Genomic DNA, 25,764 nt, shown 5'->3' on the forward strand with positions numbered 1-25,764 from the left:
CGTTGGGGCAAGGGGCAATGCGCCGCGATGGTGCCCGGCGTCCGGCTTTGCTAAGCCTTGCCGAAACGAGGAGACTTCGATGACCGACACTGCCACAGACCCCTTGACCGACCAGAAATCCCGCGCCGCCGCGTGGTTCCGGCAACTGCGCGACCAGATCGTCGCGCGGTTCGAGGCGCTGGAGGATGCGCAGGTCACCGGGCCGACGGCGGATCTGGCCCCCGGCCGTTTCGAGCTGCGAGAGACGCGGCGCACGTCCGAAGATGGCAGCGACGCGGGTGGCGGGCTGATGAGCGTCATGCGCGGCGGACGCGTGTTCGAGAAGGTGGGCGTGAACGTGTCCACCGTGCACGGGGTTCTGGGCGCGAAGGCACAGGCCGCCATGGCCGCGCGCGGCGTGCCGGGGATGGACAGCGACCCGCGCTTCTGGGCTTCGGGGATCAGCCTTGTCGCGCATATGCAGAACCCTCATTGTCCGGCGGTTCACATGAACACGCGAATGTTCTGGACACCGGGGGCGTGGTGGTTCGGCGGCGGGTCGGACCTGAACCCCTGCATCGAGTATGCGCAGGATACTGCGGCGTTCCACGACACGTTGCGCGCGGCCTGCGATGCGCACGCTCCGGACTATTATGATCGTTTCAAGGCCTGGGCCGACGAATACTTCTTCGTGCCGCATCGGGGGCGGGCGCGTGGCGTGGGCGGCATATTCTACGACGATCTCAACACCGGCGACTGGGAGGCGGATTTCGCCTTCACGCAGGCTGTGGGGCAGGCGTTCCTGCCGGCATTCGTTCCGTGTGTCGAACGCCGCCGGGACATGGCCTGGACCGATGCCGACCGCGACACGCAACTGGTGCATCGCGGTCTCTATGCGGAATACAACCTCGTGTATGACCGTGGGACGAAGTTCGGGCTTGAAACCGGGCACGATGCCAACGCGGTTCTGATGAGCCTCCCGCCGCTGGCCAAATGGGTGTAGGCTGCGGCTGAAGGCCATGGAGGAGAGAACGCCATGACACTTTCCGAAATTGCGCAGGCATTGGTGGATGGCTGCCGCGCGGGGACGGAGGAGGCCAACCTGGAACGGCTCTACGCGCCGGAGGCGGTCTCCGTGGAGGCGCAGGACACGGGCAACGGACGGGTCGCCGAAGGGCTGGACGCGATCCGGGCCAAGCATGCGTGGTGGGCCGAGAATGCGACGGTGCACGCGGCGGAGGTCGAGGGCCCCTTTAACCATGGCGATGACCGCTTCGCGGTGATCTTCCGGATCGATGCAACCCTGTTCGGCGAGCGGACCCGGATGGCCGAGGTCGCCATTTACACGGTCGCCGATGGGCGCATCGTGCGCGAAGAGTTCTATTACGGGTCCTGACGACAGCTTTCGGCGGTCACCGGATGATGCCGGTCGAGGCGCCTGGCCACGCCGGGTTGCGTTGCAGCAGGACTGTTGAGATGATGTGCGCCGCAGGGGCGGCACGGCGGGTCGGCGACGGCGACTGCCCGACAGCGATGCGGGAAGGTGGCCGTGTCAGGGGTGGCGGCGGATCGGGCGCATGGCCGCATCGAGTTCGGCGTCTCGCGTGCGCAGCCAGTCGCAGCAGGCGTCGAACGGCATGGGGCGGCCGATACCGAACCCCTGCACGTGGTTGCAGCCGAGCTGCGCCAGCATCGCGTGTTCGGGTTGGCTTTCCACGCCCTCGGCCAGCGATTCGAGCCCGAGATGGTCGCACATGGACAGGATGGTCATCATCATCTTCTGCTGCGCGCGATCCTGATCCACGCCGGTCACGAAACTGCGGTCGATCTTGATCCGCCGCACGGGCAACCGGTGCAGGGTCGTGATCGACGCGTGGCCCGTGCCGAAATCGTCGAGATCGATCCGGCAGCCCATGTTGGCCAGCGCCCTGACATTGCGCAACACGGGGCTGTCGCCGGCGCCGCTGCCGCCGGCGGCCACGACGCTTTCCAGCACCTCGATCGCCAGCCGGTCGGCATGCAGGTCGTGCCGGTCGAGCATCCACGCGATACGCTGCGCCAGATGCGGGTCGCGCAGATCGGCTTCCGACATGTTCACACCGACTGACGGTATGTCGAATCCGGCCCGATCCCACGCTGTCAGCGCGTCGAGAGACTGGTCGAGCATGACATTCCCAAGCCGTTCCAGAAGTCCCGCGGCTGCCAGCGCGGGCAGGAAATCGGCAGGCGGCACCAGCCCGTGATCCGGATGGGTCCACCGCGCCAGCGCCTCGAAGCCGCTGATGCGGCCCGTATCGGTGCAGATCTGCGGCTGGAACCAGGCCGTGAAATCGCCGGCCGCAAGCGCCCTGGCAGCATCCCTTGCGAGCGCTGTCCGACGGGATTGTCGGTCGCGGATGCCCGGTGCGAAGACTCGGATCGTCCCGACACCTTCGGCGAGCGCATCGGCCAGCGCCGCCGCCGCGGCGTCCAGGATGGCCGCGGGTGTCGCGGGTCGCCGCCCCGGTTCCGCGTCGGAGGCGGCTGCCCCGCGGCCCGGATTTGCCGGCGCGATATCCGCGCCGCGGCACAGACCGACCGTGGCGGCGAGCTGCATGCCGCCGCAATCCGCTTCCGCAAGGGACGCGGTGACCGCGCCCTGCACACGAGCCGCCAACTGGACCGCGTCTTCAAGATCGGGCGCCGATCCCGGCGCAAGCACGATCACGATATCTGCGCTGCCGCGGCGTTCGATCTGGTCGCCGGCGCGCAGAATCTTCGCAAGGCGGGCCGTGCGCGCCACCATCACAGGGTGGTCAGGGGGGGCCCCGGTCGCCGGGTCCGACAGCCTCAGCCAGAGACAGACCGCGTCGCCTTCGGCTGCCAGCGCGCGGGCGATGGCAGCCGCGGCGCCAGCGGGGGCCGCGGCATGGCGCCGGAACACGGGCCAGGACCAAAGCGCAGGGACCGCCGCCGCCGCAATGGCCAGCACAACGGCGAGCCACCAAGCGCCCGCAAGTCCCGCGACCATCACGCAGGCGCAAAGCGTGGCGACGCCCCAGGCCGCGCCACGGCCTTCCGCCTTGCGGACAAGCCAGTGCCCCGTCGCCGTCAGAGCTGTTGCATTCCGACCGGTCATCGCACCTCTTCCCTTTGCCGTGGTCCCGTGATCGCGCGCGGGCCATGACGGCCGGGTTAATCGGCCTGCCGGAAATTGTGCTGTATTTTAATCGATGTCTTCGGGTGTGCCCGGTTCGGTGCGCGCGGCCAGTGCCAGGCCCGCGAAATCGAAGAGCTTCGGGTCGAGAAGATGCGACGGGCGCGCATTGGTCAACGCACGGAAGATCACCTGGCGCCGTCCGGGGCTGCGCGCCTCCCAGCCGTCGAGAATCGCCTTGACCTGCTGGCGTTGCAGCCCGTCCTGGCTGCCGCAGAGATCGCAGGGGATGATGGGATAGCCCATGGCGCGGGCGAACCGGTCGCAATCGGCTTCGGCCACATGCGCCAGCGGCCGCAGCACGAAGAGATCGCCGTCTTCGTTCAGCAGCTTCGGCGGCATCGTCGCCAGCCGCCCGCCATGGAACAGGTTCATGAAGAACGTCTCGAGAATGTCGTCGCGGTGGTGGCCGAGCACGACCGCCTCGCAACCTTCTTCGCGGGCGATACGGTAAAGATTGCCCCGCCGCAGCCGCGAACACAGTGCGCAATAGGTCCGCCCGGCGGGCACCTTGTCCATGACGATGGAATAGGTGTCCTGGTATTCGATCCGGTGCGGCACGCCCATGCGTTCCAGAAATTCCGGCAGGACGGTCGCGGGAAAGCCCGGTTGCCCCTGGTCGAGATTGCAGGCCAGCAGGTCCACGGGCAAAAGCCCGCGCCACTGCAATTCGTGCAGCACCGCCAGAAGCGTGTAGCTGTCCTTGCCGCCCGACAGGCACACGAGCCAGCGTGGCCGCCGCGCCGTGTCGGACCGGTCCACCATCCCGTAGGCATCGATCGCCTCGCGCGCCTGGCGCACGATGCGCTTGCGCAGCTTCCGGAACTCGGTGGTTCCGGGTGCGCCATGGAACAGGGGGTGGATGTCGTCGCCATCGTCAAGCATGGCGCTGCCCTAGCGTCCGCGCCCCGCCCTGGCAAGCGCCGCGCGCAAAGCCCGGCTGCGGGTGGCGGATTTTTCTCGCCTTTCGCGGGCAAGCGTTTAGCCTGCGGGCACCCCAGGATCGGAGGCAGGGATGGTCGATTACGTTTTCACGGCGCGCCGGATCGAAAAGGGCAGCTTCGGGAGCGAACCCGGGCCGGTGCGTTTCCTAGAGGTGCCGGCGGGCGCAGGCGCCCCCGCGCCGGATCACCAGGTCCGCAAGACGGCGTGGATCCGCGCCGTGCAGGACGTGGCGGCGGGACGCACGAACCCCGTTACCGGTCAGCCCATCGGCGATATCGTGATCTACGTCCATGGCTACAATCACGACCCGGCGACCATGCTCGCGCGCCTTCGCAACCTGCGCGAAGGGCTGGAGGCGGAGGGGTTCACCGGCGCGGTGGTCGGCTTCGACTGGCCCTCTGCGGACAGTGCACTCAACTATCTGGAGGACCGCTGGGATGCGCGGCAGACCGCGTACCTGTTGATGCGCGAAGGCATCGAGAGCTTCGTCCGGATGCAGCGCCCGGAGTGCGAGATCAACCTCCACGTGATGGCCCATTCGATGGGCAGCTTCGTAGTGCGCGAGGCGTTCGACTATGCCGATGACCGCCGGTCGGTCGCGTCGGTGAGCTGGTCGATCAGCCAGGTGCTGCTGTTCGGCGCCGATGTGGCGGCGGGGTCGCTGGCGGATGGGCAGCCGAAATCCTCGTCGCTTTACCGGCACTGCAACCGGGTGACGAATTTCTTCAACCACTACGACAGCGTGCTGTCACTGTCGAACATCAAGCGGATCGGCGTGGCGCCGCGCGCGGGCCGCGTGGGTTTGCCCGTGGACAGCCCGCGCAAGGCGGTTAACGTGGATTGCTCGGCGCGGTTCAAGGCGGTGGCAGATGCCTACAGGGACGATCCCTTTGCCGGGCATCGCTGGTATTTCACCGACAGGACGTTCCTGCGCGATGCGTATGAGACGATCATGGGCGACACGGACCGCCACGGGATCACCACCCGGGAACAGGCGGGTGAAGCGCTGGCGATGAAGGCGGCGCCGGTGGCGCAAGGCTAGTCCGTGCCGCGACAGGCCCGGAAGCGGTCTCGCGCGCCGTCGACCTGCCATGTCGGAAGATCCGTGCGTGCCGGCCGCCGGGTGCGCATGTCCGAGCGGACCGGGCGCAACCGATCACGCTCACGGGGCGTGGTCCGCGGATCGGTCAGTCTGGAACGTTGTCGATCCCCGAACCGCCCCAGGGATGGCAGCGCGCGATACGCCGCGCCGCGAGCCAGCCGCCGTGGAGCGCCCCGTGACGCTCCAGCGCCTCCAGCGCATAGGCGGAACAGGTGGGATGAAAGCGGCAGCCGTGTCCGACCCATGGCGACAGCAGCAACCGATAGGCGCGCACGGGCAGGGCTACCACATGGGCAAGGGGGGTCACGGCGCGCCTGTGCCGTGGAGCCGGTCGAGCGCATCGGCGAGATCGGCCTGCATCACGGCGAAATCCCGTGTGGCGGTCACGCCCGACCGCCCGATCAGCACGTAATCCCAGCCCCTCTGGCCATGCGCGGGCAGCACGGAGCGGGCCAACGCGCGCAGCCGCCGCTTCACGCGGTTGCGGGCCACGGCATTGCCGACCTTCTTGGAACAGGTGAACCCGACGCGCAGGGCCTCCGGGGCCGTTTCATCTTCGCGGCGGGCGCGGGCCTGCACGATGAAGCCGGACGTGGCCCGGTGCCGCGCGCGGGCCGCAGCAAGGAAATCCGCACGCCGCGTGAGTGTCTGAAGCTGCAGATGCGTTTCAACAGGGAAAGCGCCGTCACCTTGCGGTGCGGCGCGGTCTGTCTGCGTGTCGCCGGGAACCTGGGGTCCGGCCATGGCCTACGCCCGCGGTGTTACGCGCTCAGCGACTTGCGACCCTGCGCGCGACGCGCGTTCAGGATCTTGCGGCCGGCCTTGGTGGCCATGCGTGCGCGGAAACCGTGGCGCCGCTTGCGGACCAGGTTGCTCGGCTGAAAGGTGCGTTTCATCGCGCCGTCTCCGTTGTTTGCGGCTCTGCGCGGCGGATTCGCGCGGCCGGGGAATATCGAAGCCCCGCTGTTAGGGGCAAAAGCACGGCCCGTCAATTCCGCTCCGGGGCGAAACCTGCAATATTTTGCCCGGAATCCGGGATGCGCGGGGGGCAGGACTGAAACAAAACCCCCGTCCCGGTCACGCCCGGCCCCGATGCATCAATGGGGCGTGAGAAGGGGTATGCCCATCGCGCCGGACAGGGCAGGTGTTGGTCAGCCAACAGCCCGAGGTGCCCCGGATGACCCATGACCCGCAACCCGCCGCCAAGCGACGAAGCCAGGGCGGGATCGCCCGGCGGCTTCCGATCCTCGCCATCGTCGTCGTCGCCCTGGTCGGCGGCTACGCGTTGCGCGATTACCTGAGCTTCGAGGCGCTGGCCGAGAACCGCGCGGCGCTGATCGCGTTCCGCGACACGCATTACGCGTTGACCGTCGCGGCGTTCGTCGCCGCCTATGCGGCCATCGTGGCTTTCAGCCTGCCAGGGGCCACCATTGCCACGCTCACGGGCGGCTTCCTGTTCTCCACCTTTCCGGGTGTTCTGTTCAACGTGACGGCGGCGACGCTGGGGGCGGTCGGCATCTTCCTCGCGGCGCGCTGGGGGTTCGGCGAACGGCTGGTGGCGCGGATGAATACCTCCACCGGCACGGTGCGGCGCATCAAGGACGGGATCGACGCCAACCAGTGGGAGATGCTGTTCCTGATCCGCCTTGTACCCGCGGTGCCGTTCTTCGTGGCCAACCTCGTGCCCGCCTTGGTGGGCGTGCCGCTGCGCCGCTTTGCAATCACCACCTTCCTCGGGATCATCCCCGGCGGGCTCGTCTATACCTCGGTCGGCGCGGGGCTGGGCGAAGTGTTCGAACGCGGCGAGACCCCGGATCTCGGGATCATCTTCACCCCGCCGATCCTGCTGCCGATCCTCGGGCTGTGCCTTCTGGCCGCCCTTCCCATCGTTCTCAAGGCCGTGCGCGGCAAGAAAGGTCTGTGAATCATGGACAAGATCACCTGTGACATCTGCATCATCGGCGGCGGCTCGGGCGGGCTGTCGGTGGCGGCGGGTGCGGCGCAGATGGGCGCGCGGACCGTGCTGGTCGAAGGCCACAAGATGGGAGGCGATTGCCTGAACTATGGCTGCGTGCCCTCGAAGGCGCTGCTGGCGGCCGCCAAGGCCGCCCACGCGCAGGAAAGCGGGGCAGCCTTTGGCGTGGCACCCCACGTGCCCCATGTCGATTTCGCCGCCGCCAAGGATCATGTCACGCGCGCCATCGCCACCATCGAACCCCATGACAGCGTGGAGCGGTTCGAGGGGCTGGGCGTGCGCGTCATCCAGGACTGGGGCCGCTTTACCGGCCCGCGCACGCTGGAGGCCGGCGGGCACGAGATCACCGCGCGCCGCTTCGTCATCGCCACCGGGTCGGGGCCGTTCGTGCCGCCCATTCCGGGATTGGACGGCGTGCCCTACCTGACGAACGAGACCGTGTTCGACCTGCGCGACCGGCCCGAGCACCTGATCGTCATCGGGGGCGGACCCATCGGGATGGAGATGGCGCAGGCGCACCGGCGGCTGGGATGCCGTGTCACCGTGATCGAGGCGGCCAAGGCATTGGGGCGCGAGGATCCCGAGCTTGCCGCCATCGCGCTCGAAAATCTGCGCGCCGAAGGGATCGAGATCCGCGAAGACACCGCCGTGACCGCCGTGGCGGGGCAGGCGGGGGCGATCACCGTCACCACCGGCGCGGGTGACGTGACCGGCTCGCACCTGCTGGTGGCCGTGGGGCGGCGCGTGGCCCTTGACCGGCTGAACCTTGCGGCGGCGGGGGTGGAGCACACGCCGCGCGGCGTGACGGTGGATGCCGGGCTGCGCAGCACGAACCGCCGGATCTACGCCGTCGGCGATGCGGCGGGTGGCGCGCAGTTCACCCATCTGGCGGGCTATCACGCTGGGCTCGTGATCCGTTCGGCCCTGTTCGGCCTGCCCGCAAAGGCACGCACCGACCATATCCCGCGCGCCACCTATACTGACCCGGAACTTGCACAGGTCGGGCTGACGGAGGCCGAGGCGCGCAAGGACCACGGCGACAAGCTGGAAGTCTACCGCGTGCCGTTTTCCGGCAACGACCGCGCCATAGCCCAGGGTCAGACCGACGGATTGTTGAAACTGATGGTGGTGCGCGGGCGGCCAGTGGGCGTTTCCATCGTCGGGCCGCAGGCAGGCGAACTGATCGGGCTCTGGGCGCTGGTGATCGCCAACCGGCTCAAACTGACTGCGGTCGCGAATATGGTTGCCCCCTATCCGACCTTGGGCGAGATTGGCAAACGGGCGGCGGGTGCCTATTTCAGCCCGCGCCTGTTCGAAAGCGCAACGGTCAAGCGGATCGTGGGTCTGGTGCAGCGCATCCTGCCCTAGGCTGCCCCGCCGCGACCGGACCCGAAGCCGCAAGGAGCCGCGCAACCGCCCATGCTCAACACGTTATCCGGGCGTTTCCTCGTGCTCACGATCCTGTTCGTGATGCTGGCCGAAGTGCTGATCTTCGTACCCTCGGTCGCGCGTTTCCGGCAGGACTACCTGCTGGACCGGCTGGAACGGGCGCAGATCGCGTCGCTTGCGCTGTTGTCCGAAGGCATGGTGGACCCGCAGCTCGAGGTCGAGTTGCTGGAGAACGCCGAGGTCTACAACGTCGTGCTGCGCCGCGATGCGACCCGGCAACTCGTGCTGTCATCGCAGATCCCCCGGCCCATCGCGGCGACTTATGACCTGCGCGCGCCCATGGCGGCAGCGCTGATCGGCGATGCGATGCGGCAGATCCTGTCGCGCGAGGACCGGATCGTCCGGGTGATCGGCAACCCGACCCGCGATGCCGGTCTGATGATCGAGATCACCATGGACACCGCGCCCCTGCGCGCCGCGATGCTGGATTACGGGTTCCGGATCCTGGTCCTGTCGGCGGTTATCTCGGCGGTCACGGCGGGTCTGCTGTTCTTCGCCGTGCGCCAGATGATGGTGATCCCCATCCGCAACGTGGTGTCCCACATGAAAGCCTATGCGGAGGCGCCGGAGGATGCGCGCCGCATCATCGCCCCCAGCGCCACGGTGCGGGAACTGCGCGATGCGGAGACCGCCCTCCAGGCGCTCCAGACCGACCTGAGCAGCGCCCTGCGCCAGAAGGAACGGCTGGCGCAGCTCGGCGGTGCCGTGGCCAAGGTGAGCCACGACCTGCGCAACATCCTCACCACGGCGCAATTGTTCGCCGACACGCTGGGGCGCAGCGACGATCCGCGCGTCGCGCGGTCCGCGCCCAAGCTGGTGGGCGCGATCAGCCGCGCGGTCAGCCTGTGCGAAGGGACACTCGCCTTCGGCAAGGCCGAAGAGCCGCCGCCGCGGCTGGGCCATCACGACCTGCATTCCCTTGTCGAGGATACGCTCGACAGCGAACGGATGGCCGCCGGCGACGATACCGTGACACTGGAAAACGCCGTGGCGCCGGGGTTGATGCTGCGCTGCGATGCGGACCAGGTCCTGCGGGTGCTGGGCAATCTCGTGCGCAACGCGCGACAGGCCCTCGCCGCGACCGGACGGCCGGGGTACGTGCGGGTGGAGGCGACGACGACCGACGCCGAGTGGCGCGTGCGGGTGTGCGATACCGGCCCCGGCCTGCCGCCCAAGGCGCGCGAGCATCTTTTCAAGCCCTTCCAGGGGAGCTTCCGTAAAGGCGGCATCGGGCTTGGGCTTGTGATCGCGGCCGAACTGGTGCGCGGTCACGGCGGCAAATTGCGGCTTGAACGGACGGGGCCGGAGGGCACGGTCTTCGAAATCCTGCTCCCCCGCGACCGGGCGGCGCCGCAGGGCACGGTCGACTGAGCGATCCCTGTTGCCCTGCCTTGCGGTACTCGGGCATGGGCGCGCGCGGGGGGGCAGGCGGATTTGCGCAGATTACCCCTTGCGGTCGTCCGCACCCCGGACTAGAACGCCGCCCTACGCGCTGGTAGCTCAGTTGGATAGAGTACTTGACTACGAATCAAGGGGTCGGGGGTTCGAATCCTCCCCAGCGCGCCATTTCCTCCAACTGAACAATTCTTCCGGATTTGAAATCGCGGGTTCGCCCTGGCGGGTGGCCCGGTGTGGATCGTTCCGCGATCCAGCGTGAACGGCAGAACGCTGACAGTTTCCGTTGCGATTGCCTTTTGGGAAAATGGCTGCGGCGGCGTTGGCCAAGCCATCGAAATTCCCGCGGTGTGCTGCCTTTCCGCATGCCACGATCTTGCGCCACGGCGTCTTGCGGCTGATCGGCACTTGCCTGTGCATTGCGGCGCGCGCTTGTTGGCCCGTTCGGCCCCCGCGCGCGGTCCGGTGGCGCGGACATTTGGTTCGGCGCTGGCCATGTCCGTCGCCGCCGCAGGCGCGTGGCCCGGCATGCCGGAACGTTGCGCGCGCGCTGCCGTTTCGTGGCATGCGGGGGTGCTGTGCCGGGCCCACGCTGCTTGCGCATGTGGCGGGTTTGTGTCCATCTTTCGCGGTCAAGCGACTGCCGAAAGGACTGCCTGCGCATCATGGTTACCCTGAAGGATATCAGCAAGGCGACCGGCGTATCGGTCACGCAGGTGAGCCGGGCGCTGGGCGGTCATGACGACGTGAAGGAGGCGACGCGCGCCAAGGTGCGTGAGGCCGCGGCGCGGCTCGGCTATCGCACGAACGCGATCGCCAAGGGGCTCAAGACCGGCCAGACCGGGTTTGTCGCCATGGTCATTCCCAGCGATATCGACGCATCGGGCCGGGAGATCATGTTCGACATGGTGGTCGGGATCTCCCAGGCGATTTCGCGCCACGGGCTGAAATTCCTGCTCCATGTCGTCGATTCCGACGCGCAGGTGACGGGGGCGTTCGACCTGTTGTTCCATGGCGGCGGGATCGACGGTTTCATTCTGACGGAGTTGCAGGAACCCGATCCGCGTGTCGCGTATCTTCAGGACCGCAACATGCCCTTTGTCGTGCACGGTCAGTATCCCGGTCGCCCGCATCCCTTTGTCGACCTCGACAACTTCAGGGTGGGGGAGGTGCTGGCGGGCTGGCTTCTCGATGCCGGTCACCGCCGCATCCTGTTCCTGAACGGGCAGGACCACCGGATTTATTCGAGCACACGGACAGCGGGGGCGCGGCACGCCTTTGCTGTCCGCGGGATCGACCCGAGCACGCTGGACGTGGCGCATGGCCCGATGACGCAGGACCGTGGGCGCGCGGTTGCGCTGGATCGTCTGCGGCGTCCCGACCGCCCGACCGGGATCATCGCGGGCAACACGATGCTGGCGCGCGGGGTGTGGGACGCCGCGGCGGCGTGCGGGCTGCGCATCCCCGAAGACTTGTCCGTGACCGCCCATGACGACGTGCTGGCGCAGTATCCCGCAAGCGGGTTCGACCCGGTTCCAAGCGTGACCCGCTCCGCGCTCCATGCCGCATGGGCCGCATTGGCAGACACCATGAGCCAGACCATCGCCGGGGGTGACCCGGAACCCGATTCCGGACTGCTGGCGCCCGAAGCGGTCCCAGGCCTGTCGGTCGCGCCGCCGCCCGCGGGATCTTCCCGCGGCTGACACCGCCGGGGTCATTGGAAACACCGGAAAATCCATGTCGAACTGCCGGACCCACTGGGTGCGCGCAGGCGCGATTGACTCGTTGCACCTGTCCTGATATGTCATCCGAAACGTTTCGGATAAATATGGAAACGTTTCGGTTGTAGGTTTCCTTGTGCCCGACGCAAAGACGAAGATCAGCCATCCATTGGGAGGAACCACGGATGATAAATCTTGCAAGGCAGACCGCCATCGCGGGCGCATTGGCCGCGCTCTGCCTGCCGACACAGTCTGGCGCGCAGCTTCTGCACCAGCCCGGCGAAGGTCCGTTCAGTTGGGCGGCCTATGACAGCTTCGCGGCCGCGCATGATTTCTCCGGCCAGACCCTGACGCTTCTGGGGGCGAGCACCGGGGTGGACAAGACGCGGCTGGAAAACGTCTTTGCCTATTTCGCCGAAGCCACCGGCGCCGTGGTCGCCTATTCCGGGTCCGACAGTTTCGAGCAGGACATCGTGATCGCGCTTCAGGCCGGTTCGCTGCCCGATGTGGGGATGTTCCCGCAGCCCGGTCTGGCGATGGACCTTGCGGCGCGGGGCGGGGTGTTCCCGATGGCCGACGGCACGCGCGACTGGTACGAGGCGAATTTCGCCGCCGGGGCGTCCTGGGCCGATCTGGCCAGTTTCCCCGGCCCGGACGGGGTCACGCGGGTCTATGGCACGATCTTCGGCACGGACGTGAAATCGCTCGTGTGGTATGCGCCGCAGATTTTTGCGGAACTGGGCTATGCCGTGCCCGAGACGATGGAAGAGCTGAAGGCGCTGACCGATCGGATCGTCGCCGACGGGCTGACCCCGTTCTGCCTCGGCCTCGGGGCGGGGGCGGCGACCGGCTGGCCGGCGACCGACTGGGTGGAGGATTTCATGCTCCGCACCCAACCCCTGGAGGTCTATGACCAGTGGGTCAACCACGAGATCCCCTTCGACGATCCGCGCGTCGTGGCCGCGATCGAGGAATTCGGCCATTTCGCCCGCACCGACGCCTATCTCGACGGCGGTGTCAGCGGGGCCACGACCATCGATTTCCGCGACAGCCCGAACGGACTGTTCGAGTTTCCGCCGCGCTGCCTGATGCACAAACAGGCGTCGTTCATACCGAATTTCTTCCCCTCCGAGGTGGAGATGGGTGTCGATGTCGATTTCTTCTATTTCCCGGCCTATGCCGACAAGGATCTCGGGCGGCCCGTGCTGGGGTCGGGCGGGCTGGCCACGGTGATGGCGGACAGGCCCATCGCACATGCCTTCATGGAGTACCTGCAAACGCCCTTCGCCCATGAGATCTTCATGTCGCAGGGCCAGATCCTGACCCCGCATCTGGGGGCCAACCCGGATGCCTATGCCAACGAAACCCAGCGCAAGCTGGGCGAGATCCTGACAAGTGCCACGTCGTTCCGGTTCGACGGGTCCGACCTGATGCCCGGCGAGATCGGCACCGACGCGTTCTGGAGCGCCATGGTGGACTATGTCTCGGGTGCCGCATCCGCCGAGGAAGCCGCCGCCGCCATCGAGGCCCGCTGGAACGAGATCCGCTGAAACGCCCGCCGGGCCGCGGCGAAAGCCCGGCCCGCCCCAATCCGGGACACGCATTCATGACGAAACACGGCATCGCATGGTGGCAGGCCGCGACCGGCTACCAGATCTACCCGCGCAGCTTTTGCGACAGCAATGGCGACGGGATCGGGGATATCCCCGGCATCATCTCGAAGCTCGACCATCTGGCCGATCTGGGCGTCGGCTTCATCTGGCTGTCGCCGGTCTATGCCTCACCCATGGCCGACAACGGCTACGACATCGCCGATTACCAGGCCATCGCCCGCGAATTCGGCACGCTCGAGGACATGGACAACCTGATCGCCGAAGCGCGGGCACGCGGTATCGGGATCATGATGGACCTTGTCGTCAATCATTCGTCGTCCGACCATGACTGGTTCAAGCGCGCCCGCGCGTCGCGCACTGCCCCCGAGCACGACTACTACATCTGGCGCGACGGGGCCGCCGATGGCGGGCCGCCCAGCGACCACCGCGCCAGCTTCGGTGGCTCCGCCTGGACATGGGAACCTGCAGTCGGGCGGTTCTACCTCGGCCATTTCAGCCCGGGACAACCCGACCTGAACTGGCAGAACCCGGCGCTGCGGCGCGAGATTTACGACATGATGAATTGGTGGCTGGATCGTGGCATCGCCGGGTTCCGCATGGATGTCATCAGCCTGATCGGCAAGGACGTGGACGCAGGCATCTACGAGGAAGGTCCGTATCTGCACGGTTTCCTTCAGGAAATGCACCGGGAAACGCTCGCCGGGCGCGACATCGTCACCATCGGCGAAAGCTGGTCGGTCAGCACCGGCACCGCGCTGCTCTATTGCGGGCGCGACCGCGGCGAGCTGGACATGGTGTTCCAGTTCAACCACGTCACCGCCTTCGAGGATCCCGAGTTCGGCAAGTTTCGCCCCAAGCCATTCGACCTGATCCGCTTCAAGCAGGTGCTCTTCGACTGGCAGCGCGCGCTGGCGGAGGATGGCTGGAACGCGCTCTTCCTGTCCAACCACGACCTGCCCCGGCAGGTGTCGAAATACGGCGATGACGGCCGGTACCGCTTGCAAAGCGCCAAGGCGCTGGCGACCGCGATGCACCTGATGCGTGGCACGCCCTTTATCTACCAGGGGGAGGAGATTGGCATGACCAACGCCGCCTTCACCCGGATCGACCAGTTCCGCGACGTGGAAACGCTGGGCCACTATGCCGACCAGACCGCGCGCGGCGTGCCGGTCGCAGATTTTCTGAAGGGCGCCAACGCCAATGGCCGCGACAACGCCCGCACGCCGATGCAATGGGATGCTGGGCCGCAGGCCGGGTTCACCACGGGCACGCCGTGGATCGAGGTCAACCCGAACCACGCGACCATCAATGTCGAAGCCGACCGCGCCGATCCAGACGGGATCTTCGCCCATTACCGGCGGCTGATCCAGCTGCGGCGCGAAATGCCGGTGATCGTGACCGGGGACCTGCACCCGATGGCCGCGGATCACCCGGCAGTGCTGGCCTATACCCGGACGGATAGCGAAACTCGGGTCGCGGTCGTGGCGAACCTGACCGGCGATCCCGTCGATTTCGATGTGCCCGGCGCCATGGAAGGGGACGGCATCTGTCTGATCGCCAACTATCCCCCCCGCGCGGCGATCCGGGGCCGCATCACGCTCCGACCCTACGAGGCCTTCGCGCTCCTGCAATCCGCCGCCCCATGACCCAGATGCCCGAGGTTCCCATGACCGACACGACAGACATGCCCGCCGCGACCCGCCCCGCCGCGCAGGCGACCCCCGCATGGTGGCAGACCGCTGTCATCTACCAGATCTACCCAAGGTCCTTCCAGGATTCCGACGGTGACGGGATCGGCGATCTTGCGGGGATCGAATCCCGGCTCGACGAGCTTGTGGCCCTTGGGGTCGGCGCGATCTGGATCTCGCCTTTCTTCCCGTCGCCCATGGTCGATTTCGGCTATGACGTGTCCGACTATTGCGGCGTCGATCCCATGTTCGGCACGCTGGCGGATTTCGACCGGATGCTGGCCGCCGCCCATACGCGCGGGCTGAAGGTGATCCTCGATTTCGTGCCGTGCCATTCGTCCCACGAACACCCGTGGTTCGTCGAAAGCCGCGCCAGCCGCGACAACCCGAAACGCGACTGGTACATCTGGCGCGACGCGAAGCCCGATGGCAGCCCGCCCAACAACTGGATCGGCGAATTCGGTGGCCCCGCCTGGACCTGGGACGACACGACCGGGCAGTATTACCTGAACGTGTTCCTGTCCGAACAGCCCGCGCTGAACTGGGCCAACCCGGACCTGCGCGCGGCCATGCTGGACGCGATGCGCTTCTGGCTGGATCGGGGCGTGGACGGGTTCCGGGTGGATGCGATCATTTTCGCCGCCCCCGACGTGGACGGCGGCGATCATCCGCCGAACCCCGACTGGATCCCCGCCATGGGCCTCGCGCGGTCGCAATTGCAGACGCGGTCGGCCCACCAGCCGGGAGTGTTCGACGTCGTGCGCGACATGCGGCGCGTGACCGACAGTTATCCAGACCGTGTGCTGATCGGCGAAACCTCGGGCACGCTGGACGATGTGATCCCCTATTACGGCGCAGACATGGATCTGTTTCATCTGCCGTTCTACTTCGCCATGCTCAGCACACCGTGGCGGGCAGATGCGCTGGCGGACTTCATCGTGCGCTACGAGGCCGCGCTGCCCGAAGGCGCATGGCCGACGCTGGTTCTGGGCAATCACGACATCAGCCGGATCGCGTCGCGCGCGGGTGTGGCACAGGCGCGTGTGGCGCTGACGCTGTTGCTGACACTGCGCGGCACGCCGGTCCTCTACCAGGGGGACGAACTGGGCATGGACAATGCGTCCATCCCGCCCGACCGGGTGCAGGACCCGTGGGAACGGCGTGTGCCGGGGCTGGGGCTGGGACGCGACCCGGTGCGCACGCCGATGCCCTGGACCGACGGCGACAATGGCGGGTTCTCGACGGCAGAGCCATGGCTGCCGCTGCACCTGCCGCCGGAAGGGTCCGCCGCGCGGCAGGAAACCGATCCCGGTTCCATGTTGAGCTTTGCCCGGCGGCTGATCGCCCTGCGCCGCGACCGGCCCGCGCTGTCGCAAGGCGATTACCGCCAGATCGATGCGGGCCCCGACGTGATGGTATATGAACGGCGCTGCGGCGATGACCGGCTGGTGGTCTGCCTGAACCTGTCCGACGCGCCGCGCGCGGTGCCGGTCGGGGGCAGGCCGCTGCTGTGGACCCACAAGGACCGTGGCGCTGCCGCGATCCCGTCGCTGGGGCTGGACCCGCACGAGGCTGTCATCCTCGATCCTGCCTGAGCCGCCGTCCCATCGGCACATGTCCGCCCACCGCGCGGCTGCCCCGGATCTGCGGCCGAGGCAGCCCATGGCCGGGGCGCTGCGGAATCAGGATCCGGCTTCGGCCGCAACGGCTTCGGCCATCCCGTGGCGAAGCATGGTGTCGAGCCTGTCCTGCAACGCGGTCGCCCATGCCACATCGGTCCGCAACGCGTCCGGAAACAGCGCGCCGAACTTCAGCAGCGCCTGGACGATCTTGGGCGCCGTGTCGTGACCCTTCAGCGCGTCTGCCAGCGCCGCCTGCCGCGGGTCGCGCAGGTCATACGGTGTGCCGTCATCCTGCCGCCCCAGCGCATAGCGCATCCAGGCCGCGGTGGCGAAGGCGAAGGGGGCCAGCGGCTGGCCCCGGTGCCGCGCCTCCAGCGCGGGGGCGAGGATGCGCTGCGGCAGTTTCTCGGTCCCGTCCATGGCGATCTGGTGGGTCGCATGGGCCAGATGCGGGTTCTCGAACCGCCGCACGAGATCGTCGGCATAGGCTGCGAAATCCACCCCCTCCAGCGGCGAGAGTGTCTGCGCCGCCGCGGCCAGATGCCGGCGCACCAGCGCCACCAGCGCCGGGTCGCCCATCGCGTCGCGCACATGGGCATGGCCCGACAGGAACCCGGCATAGGCGATCAGCGAATGGGCCCCGTTCAACATCCGCAGTTTCATCGTCTCGAAGGGGCGCACATCGTCGGTGAAGATGGCCCCGCCCGCGGCCCAGTCGGGGCGGCCAGAGCGGAAATCGTCCTCGATCACCCATTGGCGGAAGGTTTCCGTTTCGATCGCGGCCAGATCGCGGCGCCTGGTCAGCCGTTCGGCCAGCGCCAGCGTATCCACCCCCTGCGCGGGCGTGATGCGGTCCACCATGGTCGCCGGAAAGCCGATGTCCCGCGCGATGTGCTCCACCATGTCCGGCGCGGTGCGGCGCGCGAAATCGAGCACGAGACTGCGCAGCATCGGCCCGTTCTCGGGAAGGTTGTCGCAACACAGGATCGTCAGGGGCGGGGCGCCCGCCGCGTGCCGCGCGCGGATCGCCCAGACCAGAAGCCCGGCCACGCCCACGGGGTTGTCAGGGTCCGCAAGATCCGCGGCGATGGCGGGATGGGCCGGATCGACCCCGCCCGTTGCGCGGTCGATGCCATAGCCCTTCTCGGTCACGGTGATGGACACGATCCGCGTCGCGGGGTCGGCGAGTGCCGCCAGAACCGCGTCGCGGTCGGTGGAAAGGCAATGGGCCGCGGCGAGCGCACCGATCACCCGCGCCTCGGTGGTGTCCGCGTCGCGGGCGATGACGGTGAACAGCCCGTTCTGCGGGGTGAGCGCCTGGGCCGCATCCGGGCTGCGCAGGCTGACGCCGATGATGCGCCAGTCGCCGCCCGATGCGGCGAGCGCATCGTCGGTATAGACCGCCTGGTGCGACTTGTGGAAGGCGCCCAGCCCGAGATGCACGATGCCGGCGGCGTGTTCCGAAGGGTCGTAGCCGGGTTGCCGCACGCTATTGGACACGCCGGCAAGTGTGGTCAGGCGGTCGGTCATGGCGCGATCCGCGGTTCCAGCGCCGCGATGATTCCACGCAGTTCCGCCAGCCCCTTGAGCCGCCCGATGGACGGATAGCCGGGCTGCGCGCGGCGTCCCAGATCGTCGAGAATGTCCTGCCCGTGGTCGGGCCGGAACGGGATCGACGCGTCCGCGCGGCCCGCGGCGCGGCGGCGGGCTTCTTCGCGCAGTGCGGCCTCTACCAGGGCGACCATGTCGGTGTCGCCGCCCAGGTGTTCGGCCTCGTGGAACGATCCGCGGATGTCCCGGCTTTCGCGGGTCACGTTGCGCAGGTGCAGGAAATGCACCCGGTCGCCCAGCCGCGCCATCATGCCCGGAAGATCATTGTCCGGCCGCGCGCCGAGCGATCCGGAACACAGCGTGATGCCGTTCGCGGGGCTGTCCACGGCCTTCAGGACGGCCATGTAATCGGGTTCGGTGGACATCACGCGGGGCAGGCCGAGCAGCGGGAAGGGCGGGTCGTCGGGATGGCAGCAGAGCCGCAATCCCAGCCCTTCGGCCACCGGGACGACCTCGGACAGGAAATCGATCAGATTGGCGCGCAGCGTGTCCGCGCTCATGCCCGCATAGACGGCCAGATGTGTGCGCACATCTTCAAGCGACATCCGTTCCGCCGCGCCGGGCAGGCCGAACACCACGTTGCCGGTGATCGCCGCGCGGGTGTCGTCGGGCATGGCGGCGAAACGCCGGGCAGCCGCTTCGCGCAGGGCTTCGTCGTAATCCTCGGCGGCGCCGGGGCGAGCGAGAATATGCAGATCGAAGGCCGCGAAATCGACCAGGTCGAAGCGCATGCAGGTGGCCCCCGTGGGCAGTCGCCAAGCGAGATCCGTGCGCGTCCAGTCCAGCACGGGCATGAAGTTGTAGCAGATCACCTCGATCCCCGCGGCGGCGAGGTTGGCGAGACTTTCCTTATAGGCGGCGACATGGGCGCGCCAGTCGCCGGTCTTGCGCTTGATGTCCTCGGACACCGGCAGGCTTTCGACCACGTCCCAGGCCAGCCCCGAAGGTGTGCCATCGCGCATGCGCGCCACTTCCGCCTGCCGCTGCGCGATGTCGCCGGGCGTCCACACGGTGCCTGTCGGGACGTGGTGCAGCGCGGTGACCACGCCCTGCGCGCCCGCCTGCCGCACATCGTCCACCGATACGAGATCGTTGGGACCGAACCATCGCCACGTCTGCTTCATGCCGCGTCTCCTCCATGCAAGCCTGCCGCGTCAGGGCAATATCTAGCACAGGCCTGAATTGATTTCTAGTATGGAAGTATGGTAAGCGGTTGCGAAGGGAGGACGAATCATGCCGCTGGAAACCGGCCCTGTGGGAACGCTCGACCCGCTGCTGCCCATCGCGCCGCAGTTGTTCCGGCTGCTACGGCATCGGATCGTCCATAACGACCTGCGCCCGGGGCACCGGATTTCGGAAACCGAGATCGCGCGCGAATTCGGAATAAGTCGGCAGCCCGTGCGCGAGGCTTTCATAAAGCTTGCGGGCGAGGACCTGCTGGCGATCCTCCCGCAGCGCGGCACGGTCGTGTGCAAGATCAGCTATGCCGCGGTGCTGGATGCGCGGTTCCTGCGCGAAGCGATCGAAGCGGATATCGTCCGCATCCTGTCCAGTGCGCCCGATCCTGCATGGATCGCGGAAATGCGGGCCCAGATCGCGGCGCAGCGCAGTGCGATGACCGGGCCGCAACAGGCGTTCTTCGCCCTCGACGACAGCTTCCACCGGACGCTGGCTGGGGCTGCGGGCAAGAACGGTGCGTGGCGGCTGATCGAAGGGCTGAAATCCCAGATGGACCGCGTGCGGTTCCTGTCGCTGGCGCATTTCCCGGTGCCCAACCTGATCGATCAGCACGAGGCCATCGTCGACCGGATCGAGGCCGGCGATGTGGCGGGCGCGGAGCGGCACATCCGCGATCACCTGCGCGAGATCCTCAAGGACCTGCCGGTGATCGCCGCCGAGTCGCCCGCCTTTTTCGACCTGCCGGCGGGGGGAATCCCCGACCCGGTGAATGCACCAGTAACAGGAGGAGACCACCCATGACCAAGGCTACGACCATCACCCGGACCCTTGCCGGCAGCGCGCTTGTCGCGACGCTTCTTACCTCGGCGGCGCTTGCACAGGAACGCACCCTGCAGCTGGGCCACCTCGCGAACGAGGACAATTCCTGGCATCTCGCCGCCGTGAAGTTCGGCGAGGAACTGTCGGCGCTGACCGATGGCCGCATTGCCGTGGAGGTTTTTCCGAATGAAAGCCTCGGCAAGGAAATCGACCTGATCAACGGCATGCAACTTGGCACCGTGGACATGACGATCACGGGCGAAAGCCTGCAGAACTGGGCGCCGATGGCGGCGCTGCTGGCGGTGCCCTATGGCTACCGATCCATCGAGCACATGGACGAGGTCGCATCGGGCGAGATCGGCGACCGGATCGAGGCTCAGATCGTCGAACGCGCCCAGATCCGGCCGATCGCCTATTTCGCCCGCGGCGCGCGCGAACTGACGGCAAACCGGGCGATCACGTCGCCCGACGATCTGGACGGGCTGAAGATGCGTGTGCCGAACGTGCCGCTGTTCATCGATGTCTGGAGCGCGCTTGGCGCCAACCCCGGCCCGATGGCGTTTTCCGAGGTGTTCACCTCGCTCCAGAACGGCACCATCGAGGCGCAGGAAAACCCGCTCGCGCTGATCCGCTCGGCCAGCTTCAACGAAGTGCAGAGCCACGTGAACCTGACCGACCATGTGCGGTCATGGATTTACCTGACCATCGCCGAAAGCACCTGGCAGCAACTGAGTGCCGAGGACCAGGAGGCCGTGATGGAGGCCGCCGCCCGCGCGCAGGAATACGAACGCGGCCTGTTCGAGGACAGCCTCGCCGCCGACCGCGCCTATCTGGAAGAGAACGGCATGACCTTCGTCGAGGTGGACAACGCCGCCTTTGCCGCCAAGGCCAAGGACGCGGTGCTGGCCAATGTCAGCGACGAGATCAAGCCCATCGTCGAGCAGCTCTTCGCCGAGTGATCGGTGGACGATTGTGACCGGGCGGGCGCGGATCGCGTGCCCGCCCTTTCCATGAAGGGGGCAGGAACCATGGTTTGGGTCGCGCGTATCGTCGACGCCGTCATCGCGCTGGCGCGGATCGGGGCCGGTCTGGCCTTCGGCGTGCTGATCGCGTCCGTGCTGATCCAGGTGGTCGGGCGGCTGACCGGCTCCGGTCCGGTCTGGACCGAGGAACTCACACGTTTCGCGCTGCTCTATCTCGTGGCTTTCGGGGCGGGGCTGGCGTTTCGCAGCGGTGACCTGGTGAACGTGGACGTGGTCTGCGAATCCCTCCCCGGGCGGTGGCCCTGGCTTCTGCGGCTTGTGTCGGCCATCGCCACGGCCGGTCTCGCGCTTTACCTGCTGGCACCGGCGTGGCGCTACGTGGCCATCGGGCGGATGCAGACGTCGCCTGCGCTGGGGCTGCGCATGGACGGGGTGCACCTGACCGTGTGGTTGCTCATCGCAGGTCTCGCGCTCTTCGCCGTCCTGCGCGTCGTCGGCATGCTGGCGGGCACCGAGGACGGCAAACCCCGCAAACCCGAAGAGGATTGAACCGATGGACGTGACGATCCTGCTGACGGTTTTCGTGCTGGGGCTGACGCTCGGCATTCCCGTGGCGATCACGCTGGGCCTGTCGTCGCTGGCCTATCTGCTCTATTCGGGCCTCCCGGTCGTGGTGATGCCGCAGAAGATGTATGCGGGCATGGACGTGTTCGTTCTGCTGTCGATTCCGGGCTTCATCCTTGCGGGCAACCTGATGAACCGCGGCGGCATCACGCAGCGGATCATCCGCTTCGCCAACGCGCTGGTGGGCTGGATCCGCGGCGGGCTGGGGCTGACCAACATTGCGGCGTCGATGCTGTTCGGCGGCATCACCGGCACGGCGGTGGCCGACGCGGCCTCCATCGGCGGCGTGATGATCCCCGGCATGAAGAAGGCGGGCTATCCGGCGGATTTCTCCGCGGCCGTCACTGCCGCGTCGTCGACCGTTGGGCCGATCATCCCGCCCTCGGTGCCGATGATCATCGTGGGTGCGCTGTCGGGCATATCCGTGGGGCAGATGTTCCTTGCCGGGGCGGTGCCGGGTATCCTGATGGGGCTGGCGATGATGGTGACCTGCTACATCATTTCCGTGCGCAAGGGGTTCCCGCACCAGCCGTGGCAGGGCATGTCCGAGGTCGCGCGATCCTTCGGCGGGGCGGTCTGGGCGCTGGCGATGACGTTCCTGATCATCTACGGGCTGCTGTCGGGGCTCTCGACACCGACCGAAACGGCCGTGATCGCCAGCGTCTATGCCTTCGTCGTGGGGGTCTTCATCTACCGCGAACTGCCCTTGCGCGCGGTGCCGTCCATCGTGATCGACAGCGCCGTGTCGGCGGCGGGGATCCTGGCGCTCGTGGGCTTCGCCAACGTGTTCGGCTGGATCCTCGTGTCCGAACGCATTCCGCAAGCCATCGCCAACGCGGTCCTGTCCTATACCGACAACCGGTTTCTCGTGATCCTGCTCATCAACCTGCTCCTGCTCTTCGTGGGCATGTTCATGGAAACCATCGCCGCACTCATCATCCTGTTCGTGCCGCTCCTGTCGCTGGCGACTGCCGTGGGCATCGAGCCGCTGCATTTCGCCACCTTCGCCGTGCTCAACCTGATGATCGGGCTGACCACGCCGCCCGTGGGCGTGTGCCTGTTCGTCTGCGCGGGCATCGCGCGGCTGCCGCTGGCACCGGTCGTCGTGGCGATCCTACCGTTTCTGCTGACCAACATCCTCGTGCTACTGGCGGTGTCGTATTTCGCCCCGCTGGCCACGTGGCTGCCGTCTGTCCTTGCGCCTTGAGGTTCTGATACCATGCAAACCCGTGTGTGCCGCCTCCATGGCCAGAACGACATCCGTATCGAAATCGCCAACATTGCCGACCCCGGTCCGGGCGAGGTCTGCGTCGCAATCGCAGCCGGGGGGATCTGCGGGTCCGACCTGCACTATTATCAGGACGGCGGGTTCGGCCCGATCCGCGTGCGCGAACCGATCATCCTCGGGCACGAGGCGTCGGGGCGCGTCGTCGCCATCGGACCGGGCGTGGAGGGCCTCGCGCCGGGCGACCGGGTGGCGATCAATCCCAGCCGCCCCTGCGGTGATTGCCGCTGGTGCCGGGCGGGGCTGACCACCCATTGCCTGACCATGCGCTTCAACGGCTCCGCGCTGCGCTTTCCCCATGAACAGGGGCTGTTCCGCGACCGGATCGTCGTCGATGCCGCGCAATGCGTGCCCGTGCAGCCCGACACGCCGTTTGACGAAGCCGCCTGCGCCGAGCCGCTCGCGGTCTGCCTGCATGCCCGCGCCATGGCCGGACCGGTGGGAGGCCAGCGCGTGCTGGTCACGGGCGCGGGGCCCATCGGGGCGCTCTGCGTCGCCGTCGCGGCGGCGGCGGGCGCCGCCGAGATCGTCGTGACGGACCTGGAAGACGTGCCGCTGGAGGTCGCTCGCCGGATGGGGGCCACGCGCGGCATCAATGTCGCGCGCGATGGCGCGGAGCTGGACGATTACGCCGAAGGCAAAGGCCATTTCGACATCGCCTTCGAATGTTCCGCCGCCGCCGCCGCGATCCGCGGCGCCATCGCCGCCACGCGCCCGCAGGGCCGGATCGTGCAGGTCGGCGTCGCGGGCGACACGCCGGTCCCGCTCAATGCGCTGGTGGGAAAGGAATTGACATACCAAGGCACCCAGCGCTTCCGCCAGGCCGAGTTCGCCGAGGCCGTCGCTTGCATCGCCGACCGCCGCATCGATGTGGCCCCCATCGTCACCGGCAGCTTCCCGCTGGAAGACGCCGCAGCGGCGTTCCGCGCGGCAGGCGACCGGCGGACCAGCGTGAAGGTCCAGCTCGCCTTCGACGGGGCGGCGTGATGGCCGCGGCCCGGACTGTCGCCTGCATCGGCGAATGCATGATCGAGATGACCCTGCCCGACGCGCAGGGCGCGGGCGCGCGCGTCGGCTTCGCGGGCGACACGTTCAACGCGGCGGTGTATCTCAAGCGCGCTGCGCAGGACCTGCGGGTGCGCTATGTCACGGCGCTCGGCACGGACGCGGCATCCGACCGGATGATCGAGACCTTCGCTGCCGAAGGCCTCGACGTCGCGCTGATCGAACGCCGGGCGGACCGGCTGCCGGGCTGCTATGCCATCGTGCTCGATGGCGGGGGGGAGCGAAGGTTCCTTTACTGGCGTGACGCGTCGGCGGCGCGAACCCTGTTCGATCCGCAGGTCACGGTCACCTTCGACGCGCTGGACGGTTGCGATCTGGTCTACCTGTCCGGAATCACGGTGGCGATCCTTGCTCCGGCAGTGCGGGAAAGGCTTGTGAACTGGCTGGCCGGATTTCGTGCCCGCGGCGGGCAGGTGGCGTTCGACAGCAACTATCGCCCGGCGCTCTGGCCCGACCGTGCCACGTCGCAGCGCGCCATCGCGGCGCTCTGGTCGGTCTGCGACGTGGGCTTGCCGTCGCTTGACGATGAAATGGCGCTGTTCGGGGATACGGATGCCGACGCCGTACTTGCCCGGCTACGCGCGTCGGGGGTTGCCACCGGCGCGCTGAAACGCGGTGCGGCCGGGCCGCTGGCCATCGGCGATGCCCCTGCGCAGGCATTCCCCCCGGCCGCGAAGGTCGTGGACACGACAGCGGCAGGCGACAGCTTCAATGGGGCTTATCTCGCGGCATTGTTACGGGGCGAACCCCAAGCTGCCTGCTTGCGGGCCGGTCACGGCATGGCCTGCCGGGTGATCGGGCATCCGGGCGCGATCCTGCCCAAGTCCATGTTCTGACCACCCGCCCCGGTCATCCCGCGTCGGGCTTGAAGCCGAGCCTTGCGTGGAACCTTGCCAGTTCCGATGGGGTGGGCGCGACCCCGGTGAAGGTCTGTACGTAGCCTGGAACCCGCGCCATGCGGATCTCAGGCTGTTCCTGCACCTGCATGGAGATATAGCCGATCTGGGTCAGGTAGACGGTGCGGGCCCGGACATCCGCGTCATCCGGCGCGAAGCCGAAACGTTCGAACATGGCGCGGATCGCCGCAAGCCGGCGGTCGTCGGCGGCGTTGACCCGTGCGGCCACCGCGTCCGACCGGTGCGCCCATCCGCGCACCGCGAAGTCCAGTTGCGGCTCGAAGACCGCGCCGTCGTGAAAGACCACGATCAGGTTCAGGATCGCCTCGGCGATCGTTTCGGCATAGGCCCCGCACGCGTCCACGAAGGCCCCGGTGTTCTTCGCCTCCCAGTCTTCCAGCAGCGCGTCCAGCAATGCGTTCCTGTCCTTGAAGAACCAGTAGAAGCTGGTGCGCGACAGGCCCAACTGCGCCGCGAGCGGCTGGATCTTCACCGCGTCCCGCCCGGTGTCGAGGAACGCCTGTTTCGCGGCCGCGAGCCAGACCTCGCGCGAGCCGCGCCAGCCCTTCTGATCGTGCGTGTTCGCGTCGTCCATGGCGCTGTCATAACGGGGCGCC

24 protein-coding genes and 1 tRNA gene are annotated in these 25,764 nt (G+C 67.7%); 17 read left to right on the plus strand and 8 right to left on the minus strand.

The features are described from left to right. Nucleotides 1-79: 79 nt before the first annotated feature. Entirely contained in the window at nucleotides 80-982 is a 903-nt protein-coding gene (gene hemF, locus DDE13_RS06670; RefSeq protein WP_111402708.1) for an oxygen-dependent coproporphyrinogen oxidase, read from the plus strand. A gap of 33 nt (nucleotides 983-1,015) precedes the next feature. Then, nucleotides 1,016-1,375 carry a nuclear transport factor 2 family protein gene (locus tag DDE13_RS06675; protein ID WP_111402710.1) on the plus strand — a complete coding sequence of 120 codons (360 nt, stop codon included), beginning with the start codon at nucleotides 1,016-1,018 and terminating at the stop codon, nucleotides 1,373-1,375. A gap of 156 nt (nucleotides 1,376-1,531) precedes the next feature. On the opposite strand, the gene DDE13_RS06680 is transcribed toward DDE13_RS06675, so the two are convergent. Then, nucleotides 1,532-3,097, minus strand: coding sequence for an EAL domain-containing protein (locus DDE13_RS06680; protein ID WP_111402712.1), 1,566 nt, complete (start codon nucleotides 3,095-3,097; stop codon nucleotides 1,532-1,534). Between the two features lie 87 nt (nucleotides 3,098-3,184). Then, entirely contained in the window at nucleotides 3,185-4,060 is an 876-nt protein-coding gene (gene ttcA, locus DDE13_RS06685) for a tRNA 2-thiocytidine(32) synthetase TtcA (protein ID WP_111402714.1), read from the minus strand. Nucleotides 4,061-4,190: 130 nt separating this feature from the next. On the opposite strand from ttcA, the gene DDE13_RS06690 reads away from it, so the two are divergent. Then, nucleotides 4,191-5,162, plus strand: coding sequence for an alpha/beta hydrolase (locus tag DDE13_RS06690; protein ID WP_111402716.1), 972 nt, complete (start codon nucleotides 4,191-4,193; stop codon nucleotides 5,160-5,162). A 145-nt stretch (nucleotides 5,163-5,307) separates the two neighbouring features. Here DDE13_RS06690 and yidD read toward each other — a convergent pair whose 3' ends face one another. The 3 genes from yidD to rpmH are packed head-to-tail and all read right to left on the minus strand — an operon-like array spanning nucleotide 5,308 to nucleotide 6,118. After that, nucleotides 5,308-5,529: a membrane protein insertion efficiency factor YidD gene (yidD, locus tag DDE13_RS06695; protein ID WP_111402718.1), complete on the minus strand. Its 222-nt coding sequence runs from the start codon at nucleotides 5,527-5,529 to the stop codon at nucleotides 5,308-5,310. Beyond that, nucleotides 5,526-5,966: a ribonuclease P protein component gene (gene rnpA, locus DDE13_RS06700; RefSeq protein WP_111402720.1), complete on the minus strand. Its 441-nt coding sequence runs from the start codon at nucleotides 5,964-5,966 to the stop codon at nucleotides 5,526-5,528. The genes yidD and rnpA overlap by 4 nt, the downstream gene beginning before the upstream one ends. A gap of 17 nt (nucleotides 5,967-5,983) precedes the next feature. After that, entirely contained in the window at nucleotides 5,984-6,118 is a 135-nt protein-coding gene (gene rpmH, locus DDE13_RS06705; RefSeq protein WP_084350332.1) for a 50S ribosomal protein L34, read from the minus strand. Nucleotides 6,119-6,399: 281 nt separating this feature from the next. On the opposite strand from rpmH, the gene DDE13_RS06710 reads away from it, so the two are divergent. The 8 genes from DDE13_RS06710 to DDE13_RS06745 all read left to right on the plus strand — a co-directional run bounded on the left by DDE13_RS06710 (nucleotide 6,400) and on the right by DDE13_RS06745 (nucleotide 16,658). Next, nucleotides 6,400-7,146 carry a TVP38/TMEM64 family protein gene (locus tag DDE13_RS06710; RefSeq protein ID WP_111402777.1) on the plus strand — a complete coding sequence of 249 codons (747 nt, stop codon included), beginning with the start codon at nucleotides 6,400-6,402 and terminating at the stop codon, nucleotides 7,144-7,146. Nucleotides 7,147-7,149: 3 nt separating this feature from the next. Continuing rightward, a complete protein-coding gene (locus tag DDE13_RS06715; protein ID WP_111402722.1) occupies nucleotides 7,150-8,565 on the plus strand; it encodes a dihydrolipoyl dehydrogenase family protein in 1,416 nt (471 codons plus the stop codon). A 51-nt stretch (nucleotides 8,566-8,616) separates the two neighbouring features. After that, complete coding sequence (locus DDE13_RS06720; protein WP_111402724.1) at nucleotides 8,617-10,017, plus strand: sensor histidine kinase; 1,401 nt, start codon at nucleotides 8,617-8,619, stop codon at nucleotides 10,015-10,017. A 118-nt stretch (nucleotides 10,018-10,135) separates the two neighbouring features. Beyond that, nucleotides 10,136-10,212 (plus strand) — tRNA-Arg (locus tag DDE13_RS06725). A 494-nt stretch (nucleotides 10,213-10,706) separates the two neighbouring features. Further along, nucleotides 10,707-11,744, plus strand: coding sequence for a LacI family DNA-binding transcriptional regulator (locus DDE13_RS06730; protein WP_162630890.1), 1,038 nt, complete (start codon nucleotides 10,707-10,709; stop codon nucleotides 11,742-11,744). Between the two features lie 203 nt (nucleotides 11,745-11,947). Then, a complete protein-coding gene (locus DDE13_RS06735) occupies nucleotides 11,948-13,312 on the plus strand; it encodes an ABC transporter substrate-binding protein (RefSeq protein ID WP_111402728.1) in 1,365 nt (454 codons plus the stop codon). Nucleotides 13,313-13,368: 56 nt separating this feature from the next. Further along, nucleotides 13,369-15,021, plus strand: coding sequence for a glycoside hydrolase family 13 protein (locus DDE13_RS06740; RefSeq protein WP_111402730.1), 1,653 nt, complete (start codon nucleotides 13,369-13,371; stop codon nucleotides 15,019-15,021). Nucleotides 15,022-15,041: 20 nt separating this feature from the next. Next, nucleotides 15,042-16,658: an alpha-amylase family glycosyl hydrolase gene (locus DDE13_RS06745; RefSeq protein ID WP_235868618.1), complete on the plus strand. Its 1,617-nt coding sequence runs from the start codon at nucleotides 15,042-15,044 to the stop codon at nucleotides 16,656-16,658. 87 nt (nucleotides 16,659-16,745) lie between these two features. Here the strand turns inward: DDE13_RS06745 and DDE13_RS06750 are convergent, their stop codons facing one another. After that, on the minus strand, nucleotides 16,746-18,215 hold the full coding sequence (locus DDE13_RS06750) for a mannitol dehydrogenase family protein (RefSeq protein ID WP_111402732.1): 1,470 nt from the start codon (nucleotides 18,213-18,215) through the stop codon (nucleotides 16,746-16,748). Beyond that, on the minus strand, nucleotides 18,212-19,420 hold the full coding sequence (gene uxuA / locus DDE13_RS06755; RefSeq protein ID WP_111402734.1) for a mannonate dehydratase: 1,209 nt from the start codon (nucleotides 19,418-19,420) through the stop codon (nucleotides 18,212-18,214). The genes DDE13_RS06750 and uxuA overlap by 4 nt, the downstream gene beginning before the upstream one ends. Before the next feature lie 109 nt (nucleotides 19,421-19,529). Between uxuA and DDE13_RS06760 the strand changes: the two genes are divergently transcribed. From DDE13_RS06760 to DDE13_RS06785, 6 genes are all read left to right on the plus strand, one after another. After that, the gene (locus DDE13_RS06760; protein WP_111402736.1) at nucleotides 19,530-20,276 is read left to right on the plus strand and encodes a GntR family transcriptional regulator; all 747 of its coding nucleotides are present in this window, start codon (nucleotides 19,530-19,532) and stop codon (nucleotides 20,274-20,276) included. Then, complete coding sequence (locus DDE13_RS06765) at nucleotides 20,273-21,253, plus strand: TRAP transporter substrate-binding protein (RefSeq protein WP_111402737.1); 981 nt, start codon at nucleotides 20,273-20,275, stop codon at nucleotides 21,251-21,253. The genes DDE13_RS06760 and DDE13_RS06765 overlap by 4 nt, the downstream gene beginning before the upstream one ends. Before the next feature lie 69 nt (nucleotides 21,254-21,322). After that, nucleotides 21,323-21,826, plus strand: a complete 504-nt coding sequence (locus DDE13_RS06770) for a TRAP transporter small permease (RefSeq protein WP_111402739.1) — start codon at nucleotides 21,323-21,325, stop codon at nucleotides 21,824-21,826. Nucleotides 21,827-21,830: 4 nt separating this feature from the next. After that, nucleotides 21,831-23,108, plus strand: coding sequence for a TRAP transporter large permease (locus tag DDE13_RS06775; RefSeq protein ID WP_111402741.1), 1,278 nt, complete (start codon nucleotides 21,831-21,833; stop codon nucleotides 23,106-23,108). 12 nt (nucleotides 23,109-23,120) lie between these two features. Then, nucleotides 23,121-24,173: an L-idonate 5-dehydrogenase gene (locus DDE13_RS06780; RefSeq protein ID WP_111402743.1), complete on the plus strand. Its 1,053-nt coding sequence runs from the start codon at nucleotides 23,121-23,123 to the stop codon at nucleotides 24,171-24,173. After that, the gene (locus DDE13_RS06785; protein WP_111402745.1) at nucleotides 24,173-25,087 is read left to right on the plus strand and encodes a sugar kinase; all 915 of its coding nucleotides are present in this window, start codon (nucleotides 24,173-24,175) and stop codon (nucleotides 25,085-25,087) included. The genes DDE13_RS06780 and DDE13_RS06785 overlap by 1 nt, the downstream gene beginning before the upstream one ends. A 13-nt stretch (nucleotides 25,088-25,100) precedes the next feature. On the opposite strand, the gene DDE13_RS06790 is transcribed toward DDE13_RS06785, so the two are convergent. Further along, nucleotides 25,101-25,742, minus strand: coding sequence for a TetR/AcrR family transcriptional regulator (locus DDE13_RS06790; RefSeq protein WP_111402747.1), 642 nt, complete (start codon nucleotides 25,740-25,742; stop codon nucleotides 25,101-25,103). Nucleotides 25,743-25,764: the final 22 nt, after the last annotated feature.

Origin of the sequence: Meridianimarinicoccus zhengii (assembly GCF_003254465.1) — a bacterium.
Classification (GTDB): Bacteria; Pseudomonadota; Alphaproteobacteria; order Rhodobacterales; family Rhodobacteraceae; genus Meridianimarinicoccus; species Meridianimarinicoccus zhengii.

Coding starts and splice junctions, on each gene's coding strand:
- uxuA (WP_111402734.1), bottom strand. CDS start 19,420: ATGAAGCAGACGTGGCGATGGTTCGGTCCCAACGATCTCGTATCGGTG.
- hemF (WP_111402708.1), top strand. CDS start 80: ATGACCGACACTGCCACAGACCCCTTGACCGACCAGAAATCCCGCGCC.
- DDE13_RS06710 (WP_111402777.1), top strand. CDS start 6,400: ATGACCCATGACCCGCAACCCGCCGCCAAGCGACGAAGCCAGGGCGGG.
- DDE13_RS06675 (WP_111402710.1), top strand. CDS start 1,016: ATGACACTTTCCGAAATTGCGCAGGCATTGGTGGATGGCTGCCGCGCG.
- rnpA (WP_111402720.1), bottom strand. CDS start 5,966: ATGGCCGGACCCCAGGTTCCCGGCGACACGCAGACAGACCGCGCCGCA.
- DDE13_RS06690 (WP_111402716.1), top strand. CDS start 4,191: ATGGTCGATTACGTTTTCACGGCGCGCCGGATCGAAAAGGGCAGCTTC.
- DDE13_RS06740 (WP_111402730.1), top strand. CDS start 13,369: ATGACGAAACACGGCATCGCATGGTGGCAGGCCGCGACCGGCTACCAG.
- DDE13_RS06775 (WP_111402741.1), top strand. CDS start 21,831: ATGGACGTGACGATCCTGCTGACGGTTTTCGTGCTGGGGCTGACGCTC.
- rpmH (WP_084350332.1), bottom strand. CDS start 6,118: ATGAAACGCACCTTTCAGCCGAGCAACCTGGTCCGCAAGCGGCGCCAC.
- DDE13_RS06720 (WP_111402724.1), top strand. CDS start 8,617: ATGCTCAACACGTTATCCGGGCGTTTCCTCGTGCTCACGATCCTGTTC.
- DDE13_RS06790 (WP_111402747.1), bottom strand. CDS start 25,742: ATGGACGACGCGAACACGCACGATCAGAAGGGCTGGCGCGGCTCGCGC.
- DDE13_RS06745 (WP_235868618.1), top strand. CDS start 15,042: ATGACCGACACGACAGACATGCCCGCCGCGACCCGCCCCGCCGCGCAG.
- DDE13_RS06735 (WP_111402728.1), top strand. CDS start 11,948: ATGATAAATCTTGCAAGGCAGACCGCCATCGCGGGCGCATTGGCCGCG.
- DDE13_RS06730 (WP_162630890.1), top strand. CDS start 10,707: ATGGTTACCCTGAAGGATATCAGCAAGGCGACCGGCGTATCGGTCACG.
- DDE13_RS06785 (WP_111402745.1), top strand. CDS start 24,173: ATGGCCGCGGCCCGGACTGTCGCCTGCATCGGCGAATGCATGATCGAG.
- DDE13_RS06780 (WP_111402743.1), top strand. CDS start 23,121: ATGCAAACCCGTGTGTGCCGCCTCCATGGCCAGAACGACATCCGTATC.
- DDE13_RS06750 (WP_111402732.1), bottom strand. CDS start 18,215: ATGACCGACCGCCTGACCACACTTGCCGGCGTGTCCAATAGCGTGCGG.
- DDE13_RS06715 (WP_111402722.1), top strand. CDS start 7,150: ATGGACAAGATCACCTGTGACATCTGCATCATCGGCGGCGGCTCGGGC.
- DDE13_RS06760 (WP_111402736.1), top strand. CDS start 19,530: ATGCCGCTGGAAACCGGCCCTGTGGGAACGCTCGACCCGCTGCTGCCC.
- ttcA (WP_111402714.1), bottom strand. CDS start 4,060: ATGCTTGACGATGGCGACGACATCCACCCCCTGTTCCATGGCGCACCC.
- DDE13_RS06770 (WP_111402739.1), top strand. CDS start 21,323: ATGGTTTGGGTCGCGCGTATCGTCGACGCCGTCATCGCGCTGGCGCGG.
- DDE13_RS06680 (WP_111402712.1), bottom strand. CDS start 3,097: ATGACCGGTCGGAATGCAACAGCTCTGACGGCGACGGGGCACTGGCTT.
- DDE13_RS06765 (WP_111402737.1), top strand. CDS start 20,273: ATGACCAAGGCTACGACCATCACCCGGACCCTTGCCGGCAGCGCGCTT.